Origin of the sequence: Pseudoruegeria sp. HB172150 (assembly GCF_013184805.1) — a bacterium.
Classification (GTDB): domain Bacteria; phylum Pseudomonadota; class Alphaproteobacteria; order Rhodobacterales; family Rhodobacteraceae; genus Psychromarinibacter.
This window is the reverse complement of sequence record NZ_JAATNG010000003.1, coordinates 226963-247436: the sequence shown is the minus strand read 5'-3', so window position 1 is coordinate 247436 and position 20474 is coordinate 226963. Positions and strand designations below refer to the sequence as shown.

Below are 20474 nucleotides of genomic sequence, written 5' to 3'. Positions count from 1 at the left end.
TCTTCAGTCCTCCTGCGAGACGTCTTCCGTCTCTATTTCATCGAAATCCTGTTCATTGATCACGCCCGCGTCCTTGCGCTGCTTCAGCATCTCGCGGATCAGCTCGTCGGTCAGCACCAGCTTGGCATCGCTCAGCCAGTCGAATTGCAGCCCGATGGTGACGGGTTCGCCCTGATCCTCGATCTGGATCAGCACCTCGCCATCCTCGGTGCCGGCCAGCACGCCCTTGAAGCGGCGCCGGCCGTCGATCATCTCGGTCGTCTCCAGCTTGGCTTCGTAGCCTTCGAAGGTGTCGAAATCCTTCAGCCGGGTCAGCGGACGGTCGATGCCGGGGCTGGACACTTCCAGCGCATAGGCGTCGTCGATCGGGTCCTCGACATCCAGCACGGCGGAGACCGCGTTGGAAATCTCGGCGCATTCGTCAACCTCGATCCCGCCGTCGGGACGTTCGGCCATGATCTGCACGGTCTTGGTCTTGCCGCCCAGCAGCCGCACACGCACCAGTTCGAAGCCCATCCCCTCGATGATCGGGGTCAGGATCTCGGCAAGGCGCCGGTCGATGGGGGCTTTTGCGATCAGGTCTGTCATTGGTCCGTTTCCGGGGTCCAGATACGAAAAAACGGGCGCGCGGCCCGTTCACACTTGTCCGGTGGAGCCTCGGGGGTGGAAGCCGAAGCGCCGCTGTTGAAACGGGATATACGCGGGGAGGGGGCTTTGTGCAAGAGGGGATGGAATCATCCCGCCATCGGGCAGACGCGACCGGTTGCGTCGGCCCTGTGCGGTAGCCGTCGTGCGCGTCAAGTGAGTCAGCGAGCCGTAAAAAGGTAACGCCCTGCCAACCGGCAAGGCGTTACCAATCCTAGTGCGGCGTCAGTGGTTTAAGCCGCCCACCACCGCTCGGCGACCCGGCCGTTGTCGACCTTGTAGACGTTGCCGATGCTGCCGGAGTTCATGACCTTGTTGGTCTTGGCGCCGACGAAGTTGGCGAACATCGGGATCACCGCGCCGCCGTCATCGTGAACGATCTGCTGCATCTCGTAGTAGATCTCGCGCCGCTTGTCGCTGTCGAACTCGGTGCGGCCAGCGGACATCAGCTCCATGAAGCGCTCGTTCTCGAAGTGGGTGTCGTTCCATGGCGCTCCGGTGGCGTAGGCCGTCGAGAACATCAGGTCCTCGGTCGCGCGGCCGGACCAGTAGCAGGCGCACCACGGCTTTTTCAGCCAGACGTTCGACCAGTAGCCGTCGGCCGGTTCCTGGATCAGGTTGATGTTGATGCCGGCGGCCTTGGCCGAGGCCTGATACAGCTGCGCCGCGTCGGTCGCACCGGTGAAGGCCGCGTTGGACACCGACAGATCGACGTCGATGGAATCCAGTCCGGCCTCTTTCAGATAGAACTTGGCCTTGTCCGGATCATAGGCCGTCTGCTCCATGTCGGAATAATAGTATTGGTTCGCCGGACCGATCGGGCTGTCGTTGCCGACGCCACCGTGGCCAAGCAGGATCTTGTCGACCATCTCCTGCCGGTTCACAGCGTATTTGATCGCGTTCCGGATGTTGTTGTCGTCGAACGGCGACACGTCGGTCAGCATCGGGAAGGTGAACTGCTGGTTGCCGGTGACCTCGAAGATCTCGGTCATCGGATTCGCTTTCAGCAGCGATTCGGTCTTGAAGTCGATGTCGTTGATGACATCGACCTGCCCGGTCAGCAGCGCATTCATCCGGGCGGTGATGTCGTTGATCGCGATCAGCTCGACCGTGTCGAACCAGCCGGATTCGCCGTCCTTGTAGTGGCTGTCGACGCGGGTGCCGACAAAGCGAACGCCCGGATCGAAGCTTTCCACCTTGTAAAGCCCGGTACCGATGCCGTTGGCAATTGCCTCGTCGATCTGTCCGGCTGGATACATCAGCAGGTGGTAATCGGCCAGCAGGTAGGGGAAGTCGGCGTTGCCTTCGGCCAGCACGAACTGGACCTGGTGGTCGGTGATCTTGTTCATCTCGGCAATCGCCGCGACGATCGGCTGGGCTGCGGATTTCACGCCTTCGCCGACATGCATCTTCAGCGATTCGATCACGTCATCCGCGCCGAACGGCTTGCCGTTGTGGAAGGTCACGCCCTGGCGCAGGTTAAACGTCCACGTCTTGGCGTCGGAAGAGCTTTCCCAGCTTTCCGCCAGCTCGCCCTTCAGGGCGCCGTCCGCGCCGACCTCGGTCAGCGCGTCGAACACCGCGCCCAGCGCGGCCGAGATGATGAAAATGTCCGAGTGGGTCCGGCCATCCCAGCTGTCCGACGTATTGGCACCATTCAGGCCCATCTTGAGATGGCCGCCACGCTTGGCCTGCGCGATGGCGGGCAGGCCGGTCGCCGCCAGCACACCGGCTGCGGCGCCGGTGCGAAGCAGTCCGCGTCTCGTGAAACGTGTCATGGGTAGACTCCCTTTCCTGTCATTTGTCGTGGCAAGGCGGCAGCCCCGCGAGATCAGTCATCACCTGAAGTGATTCGGTTACATTTTATCAACTGCGGCATCGCCGATGTTCTCAACTCCGCGTTCTGCCAGCAGATCTGTCAGCCAGTCCGGATCCATTTCCGGCACGGAGCTGAGCAGAAGATCGGTATAGGGGTGGTGTGGCGGCCGGAACATATCGGCCTTCGGCCCCTGCTCCACCACGCGTCCGTCCTTCATCACGACCACTTCGTCGGCAATGGCATTCACCGTCGCCAGATCGTGTGTGATGAACATGTATGACAGGCCACGTTCGTCCTGCAGCCGCGCCAGGAGGCGCAGGATGCCCTCGGCAACCAGCTGGTCCAGCGCCGATGTCACCTCGTCGCAGATGATGAACTCGGGTTCGGCGGCCAGCGCACGCGCTATGCCCACACGCTGCTTCTGCCCGCCGGACAGCTCCGATGGCAGCCGGTCGATGAACTGATCGGGCTCAAGCTCGATCTCGTTCAGCAATTCGCGGACCCGTTCGCGTTTTTTCCGGCCACGCAGACCCATGTAGAACTCCACCGGCCGCCCGATGATCTCTCCGATGGGCTTGCGCGGATTCAGCGCGGTATCGGCCATCTGATAGATCATCTGCGCCTGACGCAGTTGCATGCGGTCACGCTTGTGGTAATCGGCGGGCAATGCCTCGCCCTTGAATTCGACCACGCCTTCAAGCTGCGGCAACAATCCTGTGATCACACGTGCCGTCGTCGATTTGCCGGACCCGGATTCGCCGACCACCGCCACAGTTCTTCCGGCATGGATGTCGAAGCTGACATCATGCAGCACCGGCAATTTGCCGTAGGCGGCCGTAATGTTCTGCACCGAAACCACCGGCGTTGCGTCCACCGCAGGTGCCGGTTTGGCCGGGCGTTCGAAGCTGCGCACGGCCCAGAGGCTTTTCGTGTAGTCGTCCTTGGGTGATTCCAGCATGACGCGAGTATCTGCCTCTTCGACCTCGTCACCTTTCAGCAGCACCTTGATCCGATCCGCCATCTGCGCCACCACCGCCAGGTCGTGGGTGATGTAGATCGCCGCCGTGTCGAATTGCTCGACGATATCCCTAATCGCCGCCAGCACCTCGATCTGCGTGGTCACGTCCAGCGCCGTCGTCGGTTCGTCGAATATAATCAGGTCGGGGCGGCAGGACATTGCCATTGCCGTCATCGCCCGCTGCAGTTGACCGCCTGACACCTGGTGCGGATAGCGGAATCCGATTTCGTCGGGGTTCGGCAGCCGCAGGCGGCGGTAAAGCTCTATCCCGTCGTCGGTTGCCTCGCTTTTTGATGTCACGTGGTGCTGAACCGGCGCTTCGACATGCTGGTCGATCAGCTTGTGCGCGGGGTTGAAGCTGGCGGCGGCCGATTGCGCCACATAGGCGATGCGCTTGCCCAGCAGGTCACGCTTGGTGGCGGCAGAGGCGGCGATCAGGTCGACGCCGTCGAAGGTCACTGATCCGGATTTGATCCGCACCCCGTCGCGCGTATAGCCCATCGCCGCCAGGCCCAGCGTCGACTTGCCCGCGCCGGATTCGCCGATCAGGCCCAGAACTTCACCCTTGCGCAGTGTTAGAGACGCACCGTTGATGATCGGCAGCCATTCCTCGTCGGATCGACCCTCAATCCAGATGTCCTTGATTTCCACCAGGACGGGCTTGTCTGTCTCGCTCATCCGGTCACTCCTTCAGCCCAGAGGACTTGTGCAGCATCCAGTCCACCACGAAGTTCACCGCTACCGTCAGCAGTGCGATGGCGCCCGCGGCCAGCAGCGGTGCGGCGGCAATCTGCGGCGCGAACTGCGCGTAGTTGATGAACGGCGCCATGTCGCGGACCATGGTCCCCCAGTCGGCCAGCGGCGGCTGGATGCCGACACCCAGGAACGACAGGGACGAGATCGTCAGGAACACAAAGCAGAACCGCAGGCCGAATTCGGCCAGCAGCGGGGCTGTGGCGTTCGGCAGGATCTCGCGAAAGATCAGGTATCCCAGCCCCTCGCCGCGCAGCTTCGCAGCCTCGATATAGTCCATCACCACGATATTCACGCCCACAGCCCGCGCCAGGCGGAACACCCGCGTGGAATCGATCACCGCCATGATGAAGATCATTGCGACGGTCAGGCCGCTGCCCTGCACCCAGGCGCTTGCCACCGTGATCAGCAGCAGTGCAAAGATCAGCGCCGGGATCGCCATCAGCGCATCCACGGTACGGCCCACCACCTGGTCGACCCAGCCGCCCAGCGTCGCGGCCAGGAAACCCAGCGTGCCGCCCAGCAGGAAGGCGATGATCGTCGTGACAAAGGCGATTCCCACGGTGTTCCGCGCGCCATAGATCAGCCGCGACAAGATATCCCGGCCGATCTGGTCTGTTCCCAGCGGAAAGTCCGGGTTGCCGCCCAGGGTCGGGTCGCCACCCGGCACCACATTGGCCTGCGCGAAGACCTGCTCCTGCCCGTAGGGGGCGAGCATCGGCGCAAAGATTGCCAGCAGCGCATAGACCAGCACGATCAGGATTCCGAACGAGGCGGTCAGCGGCATCGACCGGAACAGCTTGCGGCTGGTGCCTGTGCCGACATATCGGCCGATCAGCCGGAACAGGAAGGCCGCGATGGCGAACAGGATGAACCCGTGGATCGCGATGCGCAGGAAAAAGTACGGGTTCGGCTGCCCGGCCGGAATGGCCCAGGACCGGTAGTAGCTCCAAACCAGCCACGCCAGCAGCGCCACGCCCAGCGCAAAGCCGAAGGCAACGCCATAGGACATGTCGCGGAAGTAGGGCTTGTTGCCCGTCACCGTCTGCCCGGCAAAGCGGAACACCCAGCCGGCGGTAGCGATCACGACCAGCGCGATGAGAAGTCCAATCCAGGCGCTCATTTCGGGTGCCTCAGGCGCGGGTTGGACAGGATCGACAGCACGTCGGCCATCAGGTTCAGCAGGATGTAGGCCCCCGCGAAGATCAGGCAGCAGGCCTGCACCACCGGGATATCCCGGTTCTTAACGCTGTCGACAAACAGCTGCCCGATCCCCGGATAGACAAAGACCACCTCGACCACGACCACCCCGGTGATCAGGTAAGCGAGGTTCAGTGCGATCACGTTGATGATCGGCGCCAGCGCATTCGGCAGCGCGTGCTTCACGATCACCCGCATCGGCGAAATGCCCTTGAGCCGCGCCATCTCGATATAGGGAGAGGCGAGCAGGTTGATGATCGCCGCGCGCGTCATCCGCATCATCTGCGCCGTGACCACCAGTGTCAGCGTCAGAGCGGGCAGCAGCGTACGGTACAGCCGCTCGCCGAAGGGCATCCCTTCATAGATGTTCGACAGCGACGGCAGGATCGGGTGCAGCACCGCCAGGAACAGGATCAGGATGTAGGCAAGAAAGAATTCCGGGCTCGACACCGCGCTGAGCGAGGCGATGTTTGCCGTCCGGTCGAAGACCGAGTTGCGGAACAGGGCCGCCAGAATGCCCAGCGTCAGAGACATCGGCACCGCGATTACCGCGGTCACACCGGCAAGGAACATAGTGTTTTCAAAGCGCGGCGCGATCTGCTGCGCCACCGTGACCGGACCTGACCCGGATTCGGCGCTGGTCCCCACGAAACTGGCAAAATTGGCCTGCGCAAAGCTGATGCCGAGATTGCCGGTCAGCATGTCGCCCAGCCACTGGAAGTACCGGGTGACGGCCGGCTGATCGAGGCCAAGATCGCGGCGGATCGCGGCAACAGCCTCGGGCGTCGCGGACTGGCCCAGGATGGCCTGGGCAAAATCACCCGGCAGCGAGTTGACCGCCACGAAGATGATGATAGAAACGGCCAGCAAGGTCAGAAGTCCAAGCAACAGCCGTTGGATGACGATCTTCAGTACCGGGTGCAAAGTGACCGGTCCCCCTGGTTCCCTGTTTTTATTTTTATTGACTCGTCAATCAACTTAACGTGTCTGCCTCACAAGTAAAGCCTTGTGATTTCAGCCGATAGCTCCGGACAGGATCCGCATTGCCGGATCGAACCGCAGTCGGTCCATGATCCGAAGGAGCTGTGCGCTGATCCCCTGTTCCGACAGGGCATGACCAGCAAGCGTCACGATCTGCAACTCGGACTTCGGCCACGCCTTGTGCAGGTTGTAGGCCGAGTAGGGCGGACAGATAAGGTCGTACCGCCCCTGCACGATATGCCCGCCGATGCCCGTAAGCCGTTCCACACGCTTGAGAATATAGTCATCTTCACCCAGGAAACCGCTATTGATGAAATAGTGGTTTTCCAGTCGGGCGAACGCTCGGGCATAGTCCGCCGGGCTGTCAGCCGCAGGTCCGTCCGTTTCGATCGAAGCCAGCGCGTTTTCCCACGCCGTCCAGGCGCGCGCATGCTGCGTCTCTGCCACGAGATCGCCGTTGAACAGCCGTTGATGATACGCCGCGATCATGTCGCCGCGCTCTTCCTCGGGGATGAGCTTGCAGAACCGCGCCCAGAGTTCCGGGTAAAACTGGCCGGCGCCGCCGCCATAGAACCAGTCCAGCTCGCGCCGGGTCATAAGGAAGACGCCGCGCAAAATCAGGTGCGCCACCCGATCCGGATGCGTTTCTGCATAGATCAGCGCCAGTGTCGCACCCCAGGAACCACCGAACACCGCCCATTGTGACACGCCCAGCGCCTCGCGGATCGCTTCGATATCGCTCACCAGATGCCAGGTCGTGTTGTTGTCGATACAGGCATGCGGACGCGACCGGCCGCAGCCGCGTTGATCGAACAGCACCACGCGGTAGGTATTCGGATCGAAATAGCGCCGCATCGCCGGGCTGCAGCCGCCACCCGGCCCGCCATGCAACACCAGCACCGGGATACCGTGCGGATTGCCGCACTGCTCCACATAGACCTTGTGGCCGTCGCCAACGTCCATCATCCGCTGATCAAACGGGTCGATCGGCGGATACAGGTGCTCTGCGCTCTTTCTTCGACCGGCGACCTTGTCCATAACCACCCTATATCGGTTCCGTGACGGTCCCGCCACGGGGCAGTGCGAAAAACTGAGGTGACGTTGATGTCAGCCGAAACAAACACCATCGACCCGCAAGAGGTCGCCAAATTCGAGGCAATGGCCGCCGAGTGGTGGGACCCCACCGGCAAGTTCAAGCCGCTGCACATGATGAATCCGTGCAGGCTGGACTACATCACATCTCAGATCGCCGCCGAGTTTGGCCGGGACCTTTCGGACAAACGCCCGTTCGAGGGCCTGCGCATCCTCGATATCGGATGTGGCGGTGGGCTGTTGTCGGAACCGATGGCGCGGCTCGGCGCCGAAGTCGTCGGGGCCGACGCGGCCGAACGGAACATTCCCGTCGCCAGGATCCATGCCGAACAGTCGGGCCTGGAAATCGACTATCTCCACACCACGGCAGAGGCGCTGGCAGAGGCTGGCGAGCAGTTCGACGCCGTGCTGAACATGGAAGTGGTCGAACATGTCGCCGATCCGCAGGCGTATCTGACCGCCTGCCGCGAGCTTCTGAAGCCCGGCGGGCTGATGATCTGCTCGACGATCAACCGCAATCCGAAAAGCTTCATGATGGCCATCGTCGGGGCAGAGCACGTGATGCGCTGGCTACCAAAGGGCACCCATGACTGGAACAAGTTCATCACGCCGGATGAGCTGTTCGCCTTGTTAGAGACGTCTGGCCTGACCCCGGTGGACGGCAAGGGCTTTATCTTCAACCCCATCGCATGGAGCTGGTCGATCTCGGACCGCGACCTGTCGGTGAACTACGTGACCGCCAGTGTGAAGCCGTCCTGAGGCGTCACTCTTCCTCCAGCCGGGACCGCACCTCGCGTAGCACGGGCAGCGCCGCGCGCACCCGGTCCGGCCCGATATCCTCCACCAGTTCGCTGACCATGCTGGCGATCACCTGGAACGCCTCGTCGCAGGCCCGGCGCCCCGCCGGGCTGATCGCGACGAACTTGCGCCGCGCATCGTCCCAGTCGGGCCGGATATGCACGTAGCCGGACCACGCCAGCTTGTTGACGGTGTTGGTCATGGCGCCGCGCGTAACGTGGAACACACGCGCCAGCTCTCCGGGGGTCTTTTCCACCTTCGACTTCGACAGGTGATTCAGCACCGAGAAATGGCTCAGCTCCATGCCTCGCGGCAACACGCGCGCCAGCTTGGCCCGCGCCAATTGGTCCGCCATGAAGATCTCGCTGAACAGCGCGACCGACAGATTGTCGTGACTCTCGTTCATGCGCGCACCAACTCCGAACACGGGATGGCGAGACAACGGATCGCCGCGGCCACTATCCCGCCAGCAGCGGGTCAAGTTTGCCCGCGCGCTCCAGTTCGAAAAGGTCGTCGCAGCCGCCGACATGCGTGGCGCCGACAAAGATCTGCGGGACTGTGTGTCGCCCGTGCGCGCGGCCCATCATTTCCTGCCGCTTCTCCGGCGCGCCCATCACGTCGATCTCGGTGTATTCCACACCCTTCTTCGCCAGCAGCCGCTTGGCCGCATGGCAATAGCCACAGAAGGGGGAGGTATAGATTTCGACGGCTTGCATCTCTGGCGTTCCGGTTTGCTGCATAAGCAAAGAACTTAGTCATCCTTTGCCACGCGTGCCAGTACAACGATGCAGACCCGCTCCGCGCCGGCTGCATGCGCCGCTTCGGTCGCCGCTGCGAGCGTCGCTCCCGACGTCATGACGTCGTCGACCAGCAGCACCGGGCGCCCCGCAAGCCGCTTTGCCGCCTGTTTTCCGGGCCGGATCGCATCGGCCAGGTTACGGAACCGGTCTTCCCGGCTCATTCCGTCCTGAATCCGCGTTCGACGCACCCGCATCAGCAGATCGGGCATACAGGGCCGCCCCGTCATCCGCGCCAGCGTCAGTCCCAGCGCCGCCGCCTGATTGTAGCGCCGCCGCACCAGCCGCCAGTAATGCGCGGGGACCGGAACGATCACGCTGTCCGGCTCCAGGCACGGACCCGTCACGCCCGCCATCCATCGCGCCGCCGGCCGCACCAGATCCAGCCTGTCACCGTGTTTCAGCGCCAGCACCAGTCGCCGCGCGTTGTCCTTGTACAGCAGTGCCGCGCGCCCCCGCTTCCACGGCCGCGCAATGGTCAGGCAGTCGTCACAGGACTCGCTGGCATCCGGCCCGGCCTCTCCCGGCAGCGGCACGCCGCATTGTTCGCAGACCAGCCCGGTAACGAAGGGCGTCTCGCGCCAGCATACCCCGCACAGGCCGAAACTCTCCCGCACCAGTGCGCCACAGCTTACGCATTGCGGCGGAAAAGCAAGGTTCAACAGGCTTTGCATTCGCGCCGATCCCTCCTAGATACCGCCGACGAAAGGCCGCATCCGCATGACACAGCCCCTCCTGACCGACATCTCCGCGCTCGACCGTGCCCGCGCCCGCGCCGCCACCGATCCGGCGCTGTTCCTGCAGGAGGAAGCAGCCGACGAGGTCCATCACAGGCTCGCTATGGTTAACAGGCAGTTTACGGCACCAGCGATTGTAACCGTCTGGCCGGATCTGTGGCGTGACGGGTTTCCGGACGCGGCCATTATCCCCGATTCAGAGACGCTATTCCTTGAAAAAGGCGCGCATGACCTCGTCGTCCATGCGCTGTCGCTTCACTGGTCCAATGACCCTGTCGGGCAGCTCATTCAGGCACGGCGGGCGCTGAAGCCCGACGGCCTGTTCCTTGGCATCCTGTTCGGCGGCCAGACCCTTTTCGAACTTCGCGCCGCGCTGGCAGAGGCAGAGGCGGCCGTTACCGGCGGTCTGTCCCCCCGCGTTCTGCCGATGGCCGAAATCCGCGATCTGGGCAGCCTGATGCAGCGTGCCGGTTTCGCCCTGCCGGTGGCCGACAGCTATATCCGCGCCGTCAGTTATCCGGATCCCTTCGCCCTGATGCGCGACCTGCGCGCGATGGGAGAAGCAAATGCAATGGCATCCCGCCCCCGCACATTCACCCGCCGTGCCGTGCTGCTCGAGGCCGCCGCACGCTATGCGGCCGCCTATTCCGACGACACCGGGCGCATCCCCGCGACCTTCGAATTCATCTGCCTGACCGGCTGGGCGCCCGGCCCGGGTCAGCAGCAGCCCTTGCGCCCCGGTTCCGCCGCGCGGCGCCTTGCCGACGCGCTGGGCACGACGGAAACCGCCCTGAACGATCCCGCGACGCCCCGCCGCGATTGACCCGGGCGCTGCACCCGTTATCTCAGGCGCAACGCATCACGAGTGGATCCCGTCATGACCGAGCAAGCCGTCCGGCCCGCCAACGCCCCTGCCGATCACCCCACGGTCCCGCCGGAAAAGGTGGGCGTTCTGCTCGCCAATCTCGGCACGCCCGACAACTACGACTACTGGTCGATGCGGCGCTACCTCGGCGAATTCCTGTCGGACAAGCGCGTCATCGACTACCCCGCATGGAAGTGGCAGCCGATCCTGCAGACCATGGTGCTGACCAAGCGGCCGTTCTCCTCCGGTGCCGCCTACAAGTCGATCTGGAACCACGAGGCGGGGGAAAGCCCGCTGATGACGATCACCAAGGCGCAGACGGCCAAGCTGACCTCCGAGATGCAGGAACGCTACGGCGATCAGGTCGTCGTCGATTTCTGCATGCGCTACGGCAACCCTTCCACCGAGAGCGTGCTGAACCGCATGATCGAACAGGGTTGCCGCAAGGTCCTGTTTTTCCCGCTTTATCCGCAATACGCAGGCGCCACCTCGGCCACCGCGAACGACCAGTTCTTCCGCGCCCTGATGAAGGCCGCGTGGCAGCCCTCGGTCCGAACAGTGCCGCCCTACTTCGACGATCCCGACTATGTTTCCGTGCTCGCCGGTTCCGTGACGCGCACGTTGGCGACGCTGGATCACGAACCCGACGTGATCGTCGCCTCCTATCACGGCCTGCCGGAACGCTACCTGACCGAAGTCGGCGACCCGTACCATTGCCAGTGCCAGAAAACGACGCGCCTGCTGCGCGAGGCTTTGGGCATGGACAGGGAACGTGTGATCACAACCTTCCAGTCAAAATTCGGCCCGGAAGAATGGCTGAAACCCTATACGGTGGAAGAGGTTGCGCGGCTGGCGCAGGCCGGAAAGAAACGCATCGCCGTGCTCGCCCCGGCCTTTTCGGCCGATTGCATCGAGACCCTGGAAGAGATCAACGAGGAAATCCGCGAGAGCTTCGAACATGCGGGCGGCGAAAGCTTCACCTACATCCCATGCCTAAACGACGACGATGCGCATATCGCGGTTCTGGGTAAGGTAATCGCGAACAACCTCGCAGGCTGGCTCGCATGAAAAAAGGCGGTGGTCATCCACCGCCTTTGCATCTCATCTCGATCGACCGGAGATCAGTCGGCGACGGCGGCCGCAATGATCGCAAGCACCATCAGCGGAACGATCAGGTCATGGCTCGAGGTGGCCGAAGCTTCTTCGACGACGACTTCAGGTTCCACGACGACAGCTTCACCGTAGGCACCGGCGAACGCGGACGACGCAGTGGCTGCGATGACGGCAGCAAGCGCGACTTTTTTCATTTCAATCCTCCAGGATCTAAAGACTGGTTTTTTTGGATACATGTGGAACGCCCCTGTACCCCACAAGTTTCACTAACCAGCTTTCCCGGATCTTGGCAAATGCAACCCTGTCGCACAGCTGCAACAGTCTGCCATTTTGTCAAATAAGCAACACCTGCGAACCAACGCTCGAAAGATCGAAAAGCTCGCGGATATGCTCATTGTAGAGACCGATACAACCGTTGGAAGAACGGCGGCCGATTTTGCGCGTATCATGTGTGCCGTGGATGCGGTAATAGGTCCATCCGAGGTACAGAGCGAGCGGACCCAGCGGATTATCCGGGGCCCCGCCTTCGACCACGTCAGGCCATTCTGGATTGCGCAGTTTCATCGACGGTGTCGGGCGCCAGGTCGGTGCCACCACCTTCTGCACGACAGAGGTGCGCCCGCGCCGTGTCAGTTCTTCCGTCAGCGGCACCGAGGTCGGGTACAACTTGTAGATGGTCTGATCCGCGGACCAGAAATGCAGGGCCCGGCTGGCGGTATCGACCAGGATCGCGCCGTTGTTCGTGTTCGAGAAATACGGCCGCCAGTCCAGCGCGCGGAAGCTTGAGATATTCCGTCTTACCGTCGTGCTGACGGAGTCTTCGAATTCAATGGATGTGCCGTCCTGCGCCAATGCCGGCGCGGCAAGACCCGCGGCCGCCGCGGCACTGGTTCCCAGGAACAAGCGGCGGTTCAGGTTTCGGTTAGAGTCCGAGGGCATCTTTCACTCCCAACCAAGATAACAATGCTGCGGCGGCATCTTATGACCGTAAAGCCGCAGTCGCAATTCAAACAGGCGCGACATCGCTTCAGTTTTCGCCAACGGTTTGAACACCGCGCCGCAAAGAGCTAGTTGGTTCCTGAACGGAGTCTAGGGTGAGTGGCAACCATGCGCGTTTTCCTTTTGCTAGTAACCGGCGCCTTTTTGCTGGCTGGGTGCGGCGCACCACCGCCCGGTGCCAGCGCTTATGGCGGCCAGGATGTGTATCGTCTCAGCAACATCAATCAGGGCCCCGCACAACTGCGCATGCTGGACGGCATCAATGCACTGCGATCGGCCTCCGGCCTGCCGGAAGTAGCGCTCGATTCCTCACTTAACGCCGCCGCAGAGACGCATTCGCGCGATATGGCGCGCCAGAACCGGCCCTGGCATTTCAGCTCGGACGGCTCCTCTCCGGTCGAACGCGTGCTGCGCGCTGGCTATGACAAGCAGATGCTGGGCGAGAACATCTCCGAGACCTACGAGACCGAGTTGGAGACGCTGGCAGCCTGGATGGAGCAGCCCGACACCCGCAACGTGATCATGAACCGGGATGCCGAGGACCTCGGCTTCGCCTTCTATCAGGACAACGCCGGCAAGATCTGGTGGACGCTTGTCATGGGCGGTGGCGGACCGGCGGTGAACCTTTCCCCCGCGCCGCCCGCGGTCACCGCGCCGCCGGGCGAACTGCCATTTGGTTGAATGAGAAACGAAAAGGGCGCCCGTTCGCGGCGCCCTTCTTGGTTAGATGATTCGCCTTATACGGCCGTGACGTTACGGGTAAATGTCGATGATCGTCCCGTCGCGCACCATCGAGTAGACCCGCTCGATATCCTTGTCGGAAATAGCGATGCATCCCGCCGTCCAGTCGCCCACATACTTGCGGTAGGGCTTCGGTTTGCCGTGGATGAAGATGTCGCCGCCGGGTGACCGGCCGATGTCGCGTGCCACCTCGACGTCGACGGGGCGCGGATACGAGATCCCCAGTGACAGGTGGTACTGGCTTTCCGGGTTCCGGCGGTCGATGTAGTATCGCCCTTCAGGCGTGCGCCCGTCGCCCTCGAACTGCTTGTGCCCGTTTGGTCGGAACCCAAGTTCGATATCGTAGCTTTTCAGCACCTTGTTGTAGTGCAGCAAGTACATCTTGCGCTCGGATTTCTGCACGACGACGCGCGTTACGGCCGGTCCATGGTATGTCTTGAATTTGGAACAGGCACCCAGCGCTAGAAGCACCGAGAGCACAAGCACGATGCGAGTAAGTTTCATTGTCCCTTGCCTCTGGTTTTTTGTTGGCGGTTCTTTTTCGCGCAACATATCCCAAATCGAACATGTCAGAAAAGGGGTTTCATCCCTTCTTCTCTTCAAGTTTCTTTTCGATCGCCGCCAGCCGCTGCAGCACCTCGTCGCGATAGGTGCCCGTGGCCGCGTCCGACTCGGCATGATGTGCGTCCTGCATAGAATTCACGATCAAACCGACCAGAAGGTTAACCACGGCAAAAGTTGTGACCATGATGAACGGCACAAAGAACAGCCAAGCCTGCGGATATTGCTCCATCACAGGCCGGACGATCCCCATCGACCAGCTTTCCAGCGTCATGATCTGAAACAGCGAATAGCCCGACCGCCCCAGATGGCCGAACCATTCCGGGAAGCTGTCGCCGAACAGCTTCGTCGCCATCACCGCGCCGATGTAAAAGATCAGACCCATCAGGATGAACACCGACGCCATACCGGGCAGCGCGGTGATGAACCCCTCGACCACCCGGCGCAGACGCGGCGCGACCGAGATCACGCGCAGCACCCTCAGGATCCGCAGCGACCGAAGCACCGACATTGTCTGCGCGCCGGGCACCAGAGAGACGCCGACGATCAGGAAATCGAACACGTTCCACCCGTCGCGGAAAAACCGCCAGCCCTGCGCATAGATCTTCGCCGCCAGCTCGATCACGAAGATCGCAAGGCAGGCTATGTCCAGCGCAACGATCAGATCGCCCGCGCGCGCCATGATCGCGTCCGAGGTTTCCATCCCCAGGATCACGGCGTTGAAGATAATGACGGCGGTAATGCCCTTGGTGACAATCGGGCGGGCAAGCCAGCCCGCCACGCGCTCGCGAAAATTCATCTGTCCCCTCGTTCGGCCGGTATTTCCGTCAGATATCGGGTCCGGAGAATTGCGCTGCAAGTTCCACATGCGGCGACCAGCGGAATTGATCCACCACGTCGATCCAGTCCAGCCGATACCCCGCCTTGCACAGGATCGCGGCATCGCGCGCAAAGGTGACGGGGTTGCAGGAAACAGCAGCAATTCTTGGTATTCCGGCCGCCGCGATCTGCTCCGTCTGTGCCTCTGCCCCGGCGCGTGGCGGGTCGATGACAATCGCGTCATAGCGCGCCAGCTCCTGCGCCAGCAGCGGGCGGCGGAACAGGTCACGCGCCTCGGTCGTGATCCGTTTCAGCCCCTGCGCCCGGCGCCAGCCGACATCCAGCGCCGACAGCAGCGCGGGCAGTCCCTCGACCGCGTGGACCTCCGCATTTCGCGCCAGCGGCAGGGCAAACGTGCCGCAACCCGAGAAAAGGTCGGCAACGCGGGCCGCATCGCCGACCGCTTCCTTCACCGAAGCCAGCAGCGCCTTTTCTCCCTCGGCCGTGGCCTGAAGGAAAGCGCCCGGCGGCGGAACAGTCTCTATTAAATCGAATCTCTGCACTGGCGGCGCCGCTTCGACGACAAGGTCATCGTCCCAGACCAGCCGGGCCAGGCCCGCTTTTCCGGCGAACTCGGCGAGCCTCACTCGAAACGGCCCGTCCAGCCGCACACCGCCAGACACCGCAAGATCGGCACCCGCCGCAGACCACGTCACGGTAAAGGACAGCTCGCCCCGCCGGGATGCGCCGATCTGCGTCAGCTCCGCCAGCGCCGGCAGCAGCGCCGCGATCTCGGGCAGCACCAGCTGGCAGTCGGGCACCTCGACGACGGTGTCCGACGCCCGCGCATGGAACCCGACCAGCGCCGATTTCTTCGTGCGTCTCCCGGAAAACGTCGCCCGCCGCCGGGACTGCGGCGGTGACGTCGCCACGCCCCTTATCGGCGCCTTCAGGCCGTGCGCCGCCAGAGCGATGCGCACCTGATCCGCCTTCCATGTTTCCAGGAACCCGCCAGAGGCGTGCTGCAGCGCACAGCCCCCGCAGCTCTTGAAATGCCGGCAAGGCGGCCGCACCCGATCCGCCGAAGGCGTCACGATCCGCGGCGCCGCGATCCGGTCGCCATCCACCTCGCCCTCGACCACTTCCCCCGGCAATGTCAGCGGCACGAAAACCGGCCCGGGTGCGATGCCATCCCCCAGATGGCCCAGCCGCTCGATGGTGACCTCCGCCATATCAGCCCGGCAACCCGGATTGCCGGACCGAAGCCACCCACCGCCGCACCGCGCGCGGCGAGGTCAGGTGCCGGACCGGTTTGCCCGCCTCCGCCACCAGACGCGCCAGCCGCGCCTGTGTCCGGCGGCTCGAACTCAAAATGTAGCGAAAGAATTCCGGACTGACCTGCTCGGGACAGCCCTCGGGCAGATCGTTTCTTTGCGTGCCGTAGGTACGAACAATGCGCCAGACCACGCGCCACAGCCGCAGGCCAAGCGGCAGATCCAGCCAGACGATCAGATCCGACCGTGCGGCACGGCTGTCATAGGTGGACGCCAGACCCCCCTCGAAGATCCAGGCGTCACGCGCCTCGATCTCCCGCGCCATTTCGATCTTGTCCGCCTTTTCCCGCTCGACCCAACCCGAAAGCCAGTGAATGTGATCCATGTGGAAAACGGGCAAGCCGGTCATCTGGCCCAGTGTCACCGCAAGCGTGGATTTGCCCGAACCGGGCGCACCCACCACCATCACACGGTTCACTCCGCCGCCTCGGCGAACCCCATGAACCCACCCGACTGCCGCTTCCAGTAGCGGGCGTACAGCCCGTCCTGCTGCAACAGCGTGCTGTGGTCGCCCTGTTCCTCGATATGGCCGGCGTCCAGCACGACGATCCGGTCCATCCGCGCGATGGTCGACAGGCGGTGCGCGATGGCCATTACCGTCTTGCCCTCCATCACCTCGTCCAGCGCCTCCTGGATCTCTGCCTCGACCTCGCTGTCCAGCGCCGATGTCGCCTCGTCCAGCACAAGGATCGGCGCGTCCTTCAGGATCGCACGGGCCAGCGCAATCCGCTGCCGCTGCCCGCCGGACAGCTTCACGCCACGCTCCCCAAGATGCGCATCGTACCCGGTGCGCCCCTTGTAGTCCTTCAGCCCAAGTATGAAGTCATGCGCCCGTGCACGCTTCGCCGCCGCGACCATCTCTTCTTCCGTGGCATCGGGCCGCCCGTACAGGATGTTGTCCCGCGCCGAGCGGTTGAACATCGCCGTCTCTTGCGTGACCATCCCGATCTTCTGCCGCAGGCTCTCCTGCGTGATGTCGCGAACATCCTGCCCGCCGACAAGGATCGCGCCCTCTTCGGTATCGTAGAGACGCATCAGAAGGGCCACCAAGGTCGACTTGCCCGCCCCGGACGCACCCACGATGGCCAGCTTCTCGCCCTCGTGAATCGTCAGGTCGATATTCTCCACTCCGCCGGTCCGGCGCCCGTAGGCAAAGCTGACATGATCGAACCGCACCACCGGATGCCCGCTCAGCGTGCCCGCGCCGTCGCGGTCGGTGATTTCGTGCGGCGGCGTCAGCGTCCGCATGCCGTCCTCGATCTCGCCGACATGGGCGTACATCATCAGCAGCGCGTTGCTGATCCAGCCCGTCATCTGCGCCAGCCGGATCGCCACCGCGCCGGTCGCCGCGATGTTGCCCGCGGTCGCGTTGCCATTGCTCCACAGCACCAGCGTCGCGCCGACAAGCAGCACCGGCAGGACGCCCGCCAGCGTCATCAGCAGGAACCGGAAGGCTGAGGCCGCCTTGCCGAAGTAAAACGCCGCGTCCCGGAACTTCCGCATCTCGTTCAGCGCGGCGCGATCCTCGAATTCCTGATGCGCGAACAGCTTTACCGTCTTGATGTTGGTGACCGTGTCCACCACCTGCCCCGACACCATCGCGCGGGCCGCCGCCCGTTCGGTCGCACGCTTGCGGATGCGCGGCAGATAGATGCTGACCAGCCCGAAATAGAGACAGATCCACACCGCCAGGATCCCCGCCACCACCGGCCCGATCGACAGCATCAGCAGCGCCGATCCGATCAGCGAGGCCAGCCCGAACACCACGGCGCTGACGAAATCCGTGACCACATCGGTCACCGCCCGCGCCGACTGCATCTGTTTCTGCGCGATGCGCCCGGCAAAGTCGTTGTCGAAGAAGGTCACCGACTGGCCCAGCGTCCAGCGGTGCAGGCGCGAAAGCACCAGGTTGTTGACGTTCGGCGCCAGCGCCAGCGACTGCATCGCGCTGTTGAACCCCACCGTGATCGGCCGGACCACGACGAAGAACACCAGCACCGCCACCAGCATGCCCATGTTCGCCGAAAAGAACCCTTCGGGCCCGGACGCCTGAGCCGCATCGATCACGATGCCCAGCATCATCGCCGTCATCACCTCGAAGCACCCCGCGAGCGCAGAGATCACGGCGGCCAGCCCGATCGCCTTCCAAGATCCCTCCAGCAGCCAGGCCATGTAGGGCGCAAGCGTGCGTGGCGGAGCACCCTTTGCCGGGCGTTCCGGGTCGATCAGCCCCGCGAACCAGTGCGCAAATTTCTCCAGCGTCATTCCGCCGCCTGCTCCGTGCCGATGAACCCGCCCGACTGCCGGTTCCAGAACCGGGCATATAGGCCGTTCATGGCCAGAAGCCCGGAATGCGTGCCCTCTTCGACAATCTTCCCGTCATCCAGCACGACGATCCGGTCAAGCTGCGCAATGGTCGAAAGCCGGTGGGCGATGGCGATGACGGTCTTGCCCTCCATCATGCCGTAAAGCGTATGCTGGATCGCCGCTTCGACCTCGCTGTCCAGCGCGCTCGTCGCCTCGTCCAGCACAAGGATGGGTGCATCTTTCAGGATCACCCGCGCCAGCGCAACCCGCTGCCGCTGCCCTCCCGAAAGCTTTACACCCCGCTCGCCCACATGCGCGTCATACCCGCGGCGGCCTTCGGGGTCCTGCAGATCCAGGATGAACTCGTGCGCCTCGGCCCGTTTCGCCGCCGCGATCATCGCCTCTTCGCTGGCATCCGGCCTGCCATAGAGAATGTTTTCCCGCACCGACCGGTGCAGAAGCGACGAATCCTGCTGCACCATCCCGATGGCGCGCCGCAGGCTTTCCTGCGTCACCTTCGTCACGTCCTGACCGTCGATCAGGATCTCCCCGCCTTCGGTATCGTAGAACCGCAGCAGCAGCTTCACCAGCGTCGACTTGCCCGCGCCGGACCGCCCGATCAGGCCGATCTTTTCCCCCGCCTTCACCGTAAGCGACACATGATCCAGCCCGCCGGCGCCGCGCCCGTAATGGTGAGAAACAGTCTCGAACCGGATCTCGCCCTCGGTCAGCGCCAGCGGCTCTGCATCCGCCGCGTCTGTCAGTTCGATGGGCTGCGCGATGGTTTCCATCCCCTCGGCAACCACGCCAAGCGAGCGGAAGAAGGTGGACAGCGCCCACATGATCCAGCCGGTCATCGCGTTCAGGCGCAGGGTCAGCGCCGTCGCCGCCGCGACGACCCCGACCGTGGCCGCGCCGTTCCGCCAAAGCAGGATCGCCCAGCCGACGACCCCGATGATCAGCAGGCCGTTCAGGATCACCAGTGCCACGTCCATGATCGTGTAAAGGCGCATCTCCTTCGCGAAGGTTTCCCGCGCCTCCTCGATGGCCTCCCTGGCATAGTCCAGCTCGCTGTCGTGATGCGCGAACAGCTTCACCGAATGGATGTTGGTGTAACTGTCGACCACCCGGCCCGTGACCTTGCTGCGCGCGTCCGATGCCGCCTTGGAGGCCGGGCCGACGCGCTGCATCGTCCAGCGCACAAGCAGCGCGTAAAGGCCGAACCAGATCACCAGCGGCAGCAGCAGCCGCACATCGGCATCCCACAGCAGGATCGCCGCGCCGATCAGGTAGGACAGCGCGAAGGTGATCGCGTCAAAGACCTGGAACACCGCCTCGCCCGCCGACATCGGCGTCTGCATGATCCGGTTGGAAATGCGTCCCGCGAAATCGTTCTCGAACCAGCCCACCGACTGCCGCATCACCTGCCGGTGCGCCCGCCAGCGCACCAGTGTTCCGAAATTCGGCAGAATCGCGTTGTTCAGTGTCAGAACTCCCAGCATCTGGATCACCGGGCGGATCAGCAGAATGAACCCCGCCGCCAGCACCAGTTCCAGCCAGTGGGTGCTCCACACCTGATCCGGTTCGCCGCTGCCCAGTAAGTCGACGACCCGGCCCATGTAATAGATCAGGCCGACCTCGACCGCCGCGATGATGACGGCCAGGGCCGCCGCCATCCAGAACACCTTTCGAAACGGCCGCGCATAGGACAGCATGAACGGCAGCAGCTTGCGCGGCGGCCGGTCGGTGGCCTCGTACGGTTCGTACGGGTCTACGAGAGTTTCGAAATAACGGAACATGGCGCGGGGGGCGGCCTGAACATAATCCTTGAGAAGCAGACGCTTCCTATACGCCCGCCAAACCCGAAAGGGAAGTTTCGGCTGCCGCTGGTTCGG

General features: G+C 63.3%; 21 protein-coding genes. 4 read left to right on the top strand and 17 right to left on the bottom strand.

The features are described from left to right. Positions 1–3: 3 nt before the first annotated feature. The 6 genes from rimP to pip form a co-directional block, all read right to left on the bottom strand. The gene (rimP, locus tag HCO70_RS15915; protein WP_172297930.1) at positions 4–588 is read right to left on the bottom strand and encodes a ribosome maturation factor RimP; all 585 of its coding nucleotides are present in this window, start codon (positions 586–588) and stop codon (positions 4–6) included. Positions 589–878: 290 nt separating this feature from the next. Then, complete coding sequence (locus tag HCO70_RS15910; protein WP_172297928.1) at positions 879–2423, bottom strand: ABC transporter substrate-binding protein; 1545 nt, start codon at positions 2421–2423, stop codon at positions 879–881. Between the two features lie 78 nt (positions 2424–2501). After that, the gene (locus tag HCO70_RS15905; protein WP_172297926.1) at positions 2502–4160 is read right to left on the bottom strand and encodes an ABC transporter ATP-binding protein; all 1659 of its coding nucleotides are present in this window, start codon (positions 4158–4160) and stop codon (positions 2502–2504) included. A 4-nt stretch (positions 4161–4164) separates the two neighbouring features. Next, positions 4165–5358: an ABC transporter permease gene (locus HCO70_RS15900; protein ID WP_172297924.1), complete on the bottom strand. Its 1194-nt coding sequence runs from the start codon at positions 5356–5358 to the stop codon at positions 4165–4167. Next, positions 5355–6359, bottom strand: a complete 1005-nt coding sequence (locus HCO70_RS15895; RefSeq protein WP_172297922.1) for an ABC transporter permease — start codon at positions 6357–6359, stop codon at positions 5355–5357. The genes HCO70_RS15900 and HCO70_RS15895 overlap by 4 nt, the downstream gene beginning before the upstream one ends. Positions 6360–6449: 90 nt before the next feature. Further along, positions 6450–7454, bottom strand: coding sequence for a prolyl aminopeptidase (gene pip / locus HCO70_RS15890; RefSeq protein ID WP_172297920.1), 1005 nt, complete (start codon positions 7452–7454; stop codon positions 6450–6452). Between the two features lie 66 nt (positions 7455–7520). On the opposite strand from pip, the gene ubiG reads away from it, so the two are divergent. After that, positions 7521–8267, top strand: coding sequence for a bifunctional 2-polyprenyl-6-hydroxyphenol methylase/3-demethylubiquinol 3-O-methyltransferase UbiG (ubiG, locus tag HCO70_RS15885; RefSeq protein WP_172297918.1), 747 nt, complete (start codon positions 7521–7523; stop codon positions 8265–8267). A 4-nt stretch (positions 8268–8271) separates the two neighbouring features. Here the strand turns inward: ubiG and HCO70_RS15880 are convergent, their stop codons facing one another. Genes HCO70_RS15880 through HCO70_RS15870 form a run of 3 tightly spaced genes read right to left on the bottom strand, consistent with a single transcriptional unit; the run spans position 8272 to position 9777 of the window. Next, entirely contained in the window at positions 8272–8712 is a 441-nt protein-coding gene (locus tag HCO70_RS15880) for a MarR family winged helix-turn-helix transcriptional regulator (protein WP_172297916.1), read from the bottom strand. A 52-nt stretch (positions 8713–8764) separates the two neighbouring features. Continuing rightward, the gene (grxC, locus tag HCO70_RS15875) at positions 8765–9022 is read right to left on the bottom strand and encodes a glutaredoxin 3 (RefSeq protein WP_172297914.1); all 258 of its coding nucleotides are present in this window, start codon (positions 9020–9022) and stop codon (positions 8765–8767) included. Between the two features lie 35 nt (positions 9023–9057). Further along, positions 9058–9777: a double zinc ribbon domain-containing protein gene (locus tag HCO70_RS15870; RefSeq protein ID WP_172297912.1), complete on the bottom strand. Its 720-nt coding sequence runs from the start codon at positions 9775–9777 to the stop codon at positions 9058–9060. A gap of 46 nt (positions 9778–9823) precedes the next feature. Here HCO70_RS15870 and HCO70_RS15865 point away from each other — a divergent pair, with 46 nt between their 5' ends. Then, positions 9824–10663: a methyltransferase domain-containing protein gene (locus tag HCO70_RS15865; protein ID WP_172297910.1), complete on the top strand. Its 840-nt coding sequence runs from the start codon at positions 9824–9826 to the stop codon at positions 10661–10663. Between the two features lie 54 nt (positions 10664–10717). Next, on the top strand, positions 10718–11773 hold the full coding sequence (gene hemH, locus HCO70_RS15860; protein WP_172297908.1) for a ferrochelatase: 1056 nt from the start codon (positions 10718–10720) through the stop codon (positions 11771–11773). A gap of 53 nt (positions 11774–11826) precedes the next feature. On the opposite strand, the gene HCO70_RS15855 is transcribed toward hemH, so the two are convergent. Beyond that, positions 11827–12012 carry a ferrochelatase gene (locus tag HCO70_RS15855; protein WP_172297906.1) on the bottom strand — a complete coding sequence of 62 codons (186 nt, stop codon included), beginning with the start codon at positions 12010–12012 and terminating at the stop codon, positions 11827–11829. A gap of 139 nt (positions 12013–12151) precedes the next feature. Then, entirely contained in the window at positions 12152–12757 is a 606-nt protein-coding gene (locus HCO70_RS15850) for a L,D-transpeptidase (RefSeq protein ID WP_172297904.1), read from the bottom strand. Between the two features lie 168 nt (positions 12758–12925). On the opposite strand from HCO70_RS15850, the gene HCO70_RS15845 reads away from it, so the two are divergent. Next, positions 12926–13498, top strand: a complete 573-nt coding sequence (locus tag HCO70_RS15845; protein ID WP_172297902.1) for a CAP domain-containing protein — start codon at positions 12926–12928, stop codon at positions 13496–13498. 72 nt (positions 13499–13570) lie between these two features. Here the strand turns inward: HCO70_RS15845 and HCO70_RS15840 are convergent, their stop codons facing one another. From HCO70_RS15840 to HCO70_RS15815, 6 genes are all read right to left on the bottom strand, one after another. After that, complete coding sequence (locus HCO70_RS15840; RefSeq protein WP_172297900.1) at positions 13571–14062, bottom strand: murein L,D-transpeptidase family protein; 492 nt, start codon at positions 14060–14062, stop codon at positions 13571–13573. A gap of 79 nt (positions 14063–14141) precedes the next feature. After that, positions 14142–14918 (bottom strand): ion transporter, encoded by a 777-nt coding sequence (locus HCO70_RS15835; protein ID WP_172297898.1) that lies wholly within the window; start codon positions 14916–14918, stop codon positions 14142–14144. 28 nt (positions 14919–14946) lie between these two features. Further along, positions 14947–16170: a class I SAM-dependent RNA methyltransferase gene (locus tag HCO70_RS15830; RefSeq protein ID WP_172297896.1), complete on the bottom strand. Its 1224-nt coding sequence runs from the start codon at positions 16168–16170 to the stop codon at positions 14947–14949. 1 nt (position 16171) lies between these two features. Further along, positions 16172–16690 (bottom strand): AAA family ATPase, encoded by a 519-nt coding sequence (locus tag HCO70_RS15825; RefSeq protein ID WP_172297894.1) that lies wholly within the window; start codon positions 16688–16690, stop codon positions 16172–16174. Beyond that, the gene (locus HCO70_RS15820; protein WP_172297892.1) at positions 16687–18537 is read right to left on the bottom strand and encodes an ABC transporter ATP-binding protein; all 1851 of its coding nucleotides are present in this window, start codon (positions 18535–18537) and stop codon (positions 16687–16689) included. The genes HCO70_RS15825 and HCO70_RS15820 overlap by 4 nt, the downstream gene beginning before the upstream one ends. Further along, a complete protein-coding gene (locus tag HCO70_RS15815; RefSeq protein ID WP_172297890.1) occupies positions 18534–20378 on the bottom strand; it encodes an ABC transporter ATP-binding protein in 1845 nt (614 codons plus the stop codon). The genes HCO70_RS15820 and HCO70_RS15815 overlap by 4 nt, the downstream gene beginning before the upstream one ends. Between the last annotated feature and the right edge of the window lie 96 nt (positions 20379–20474).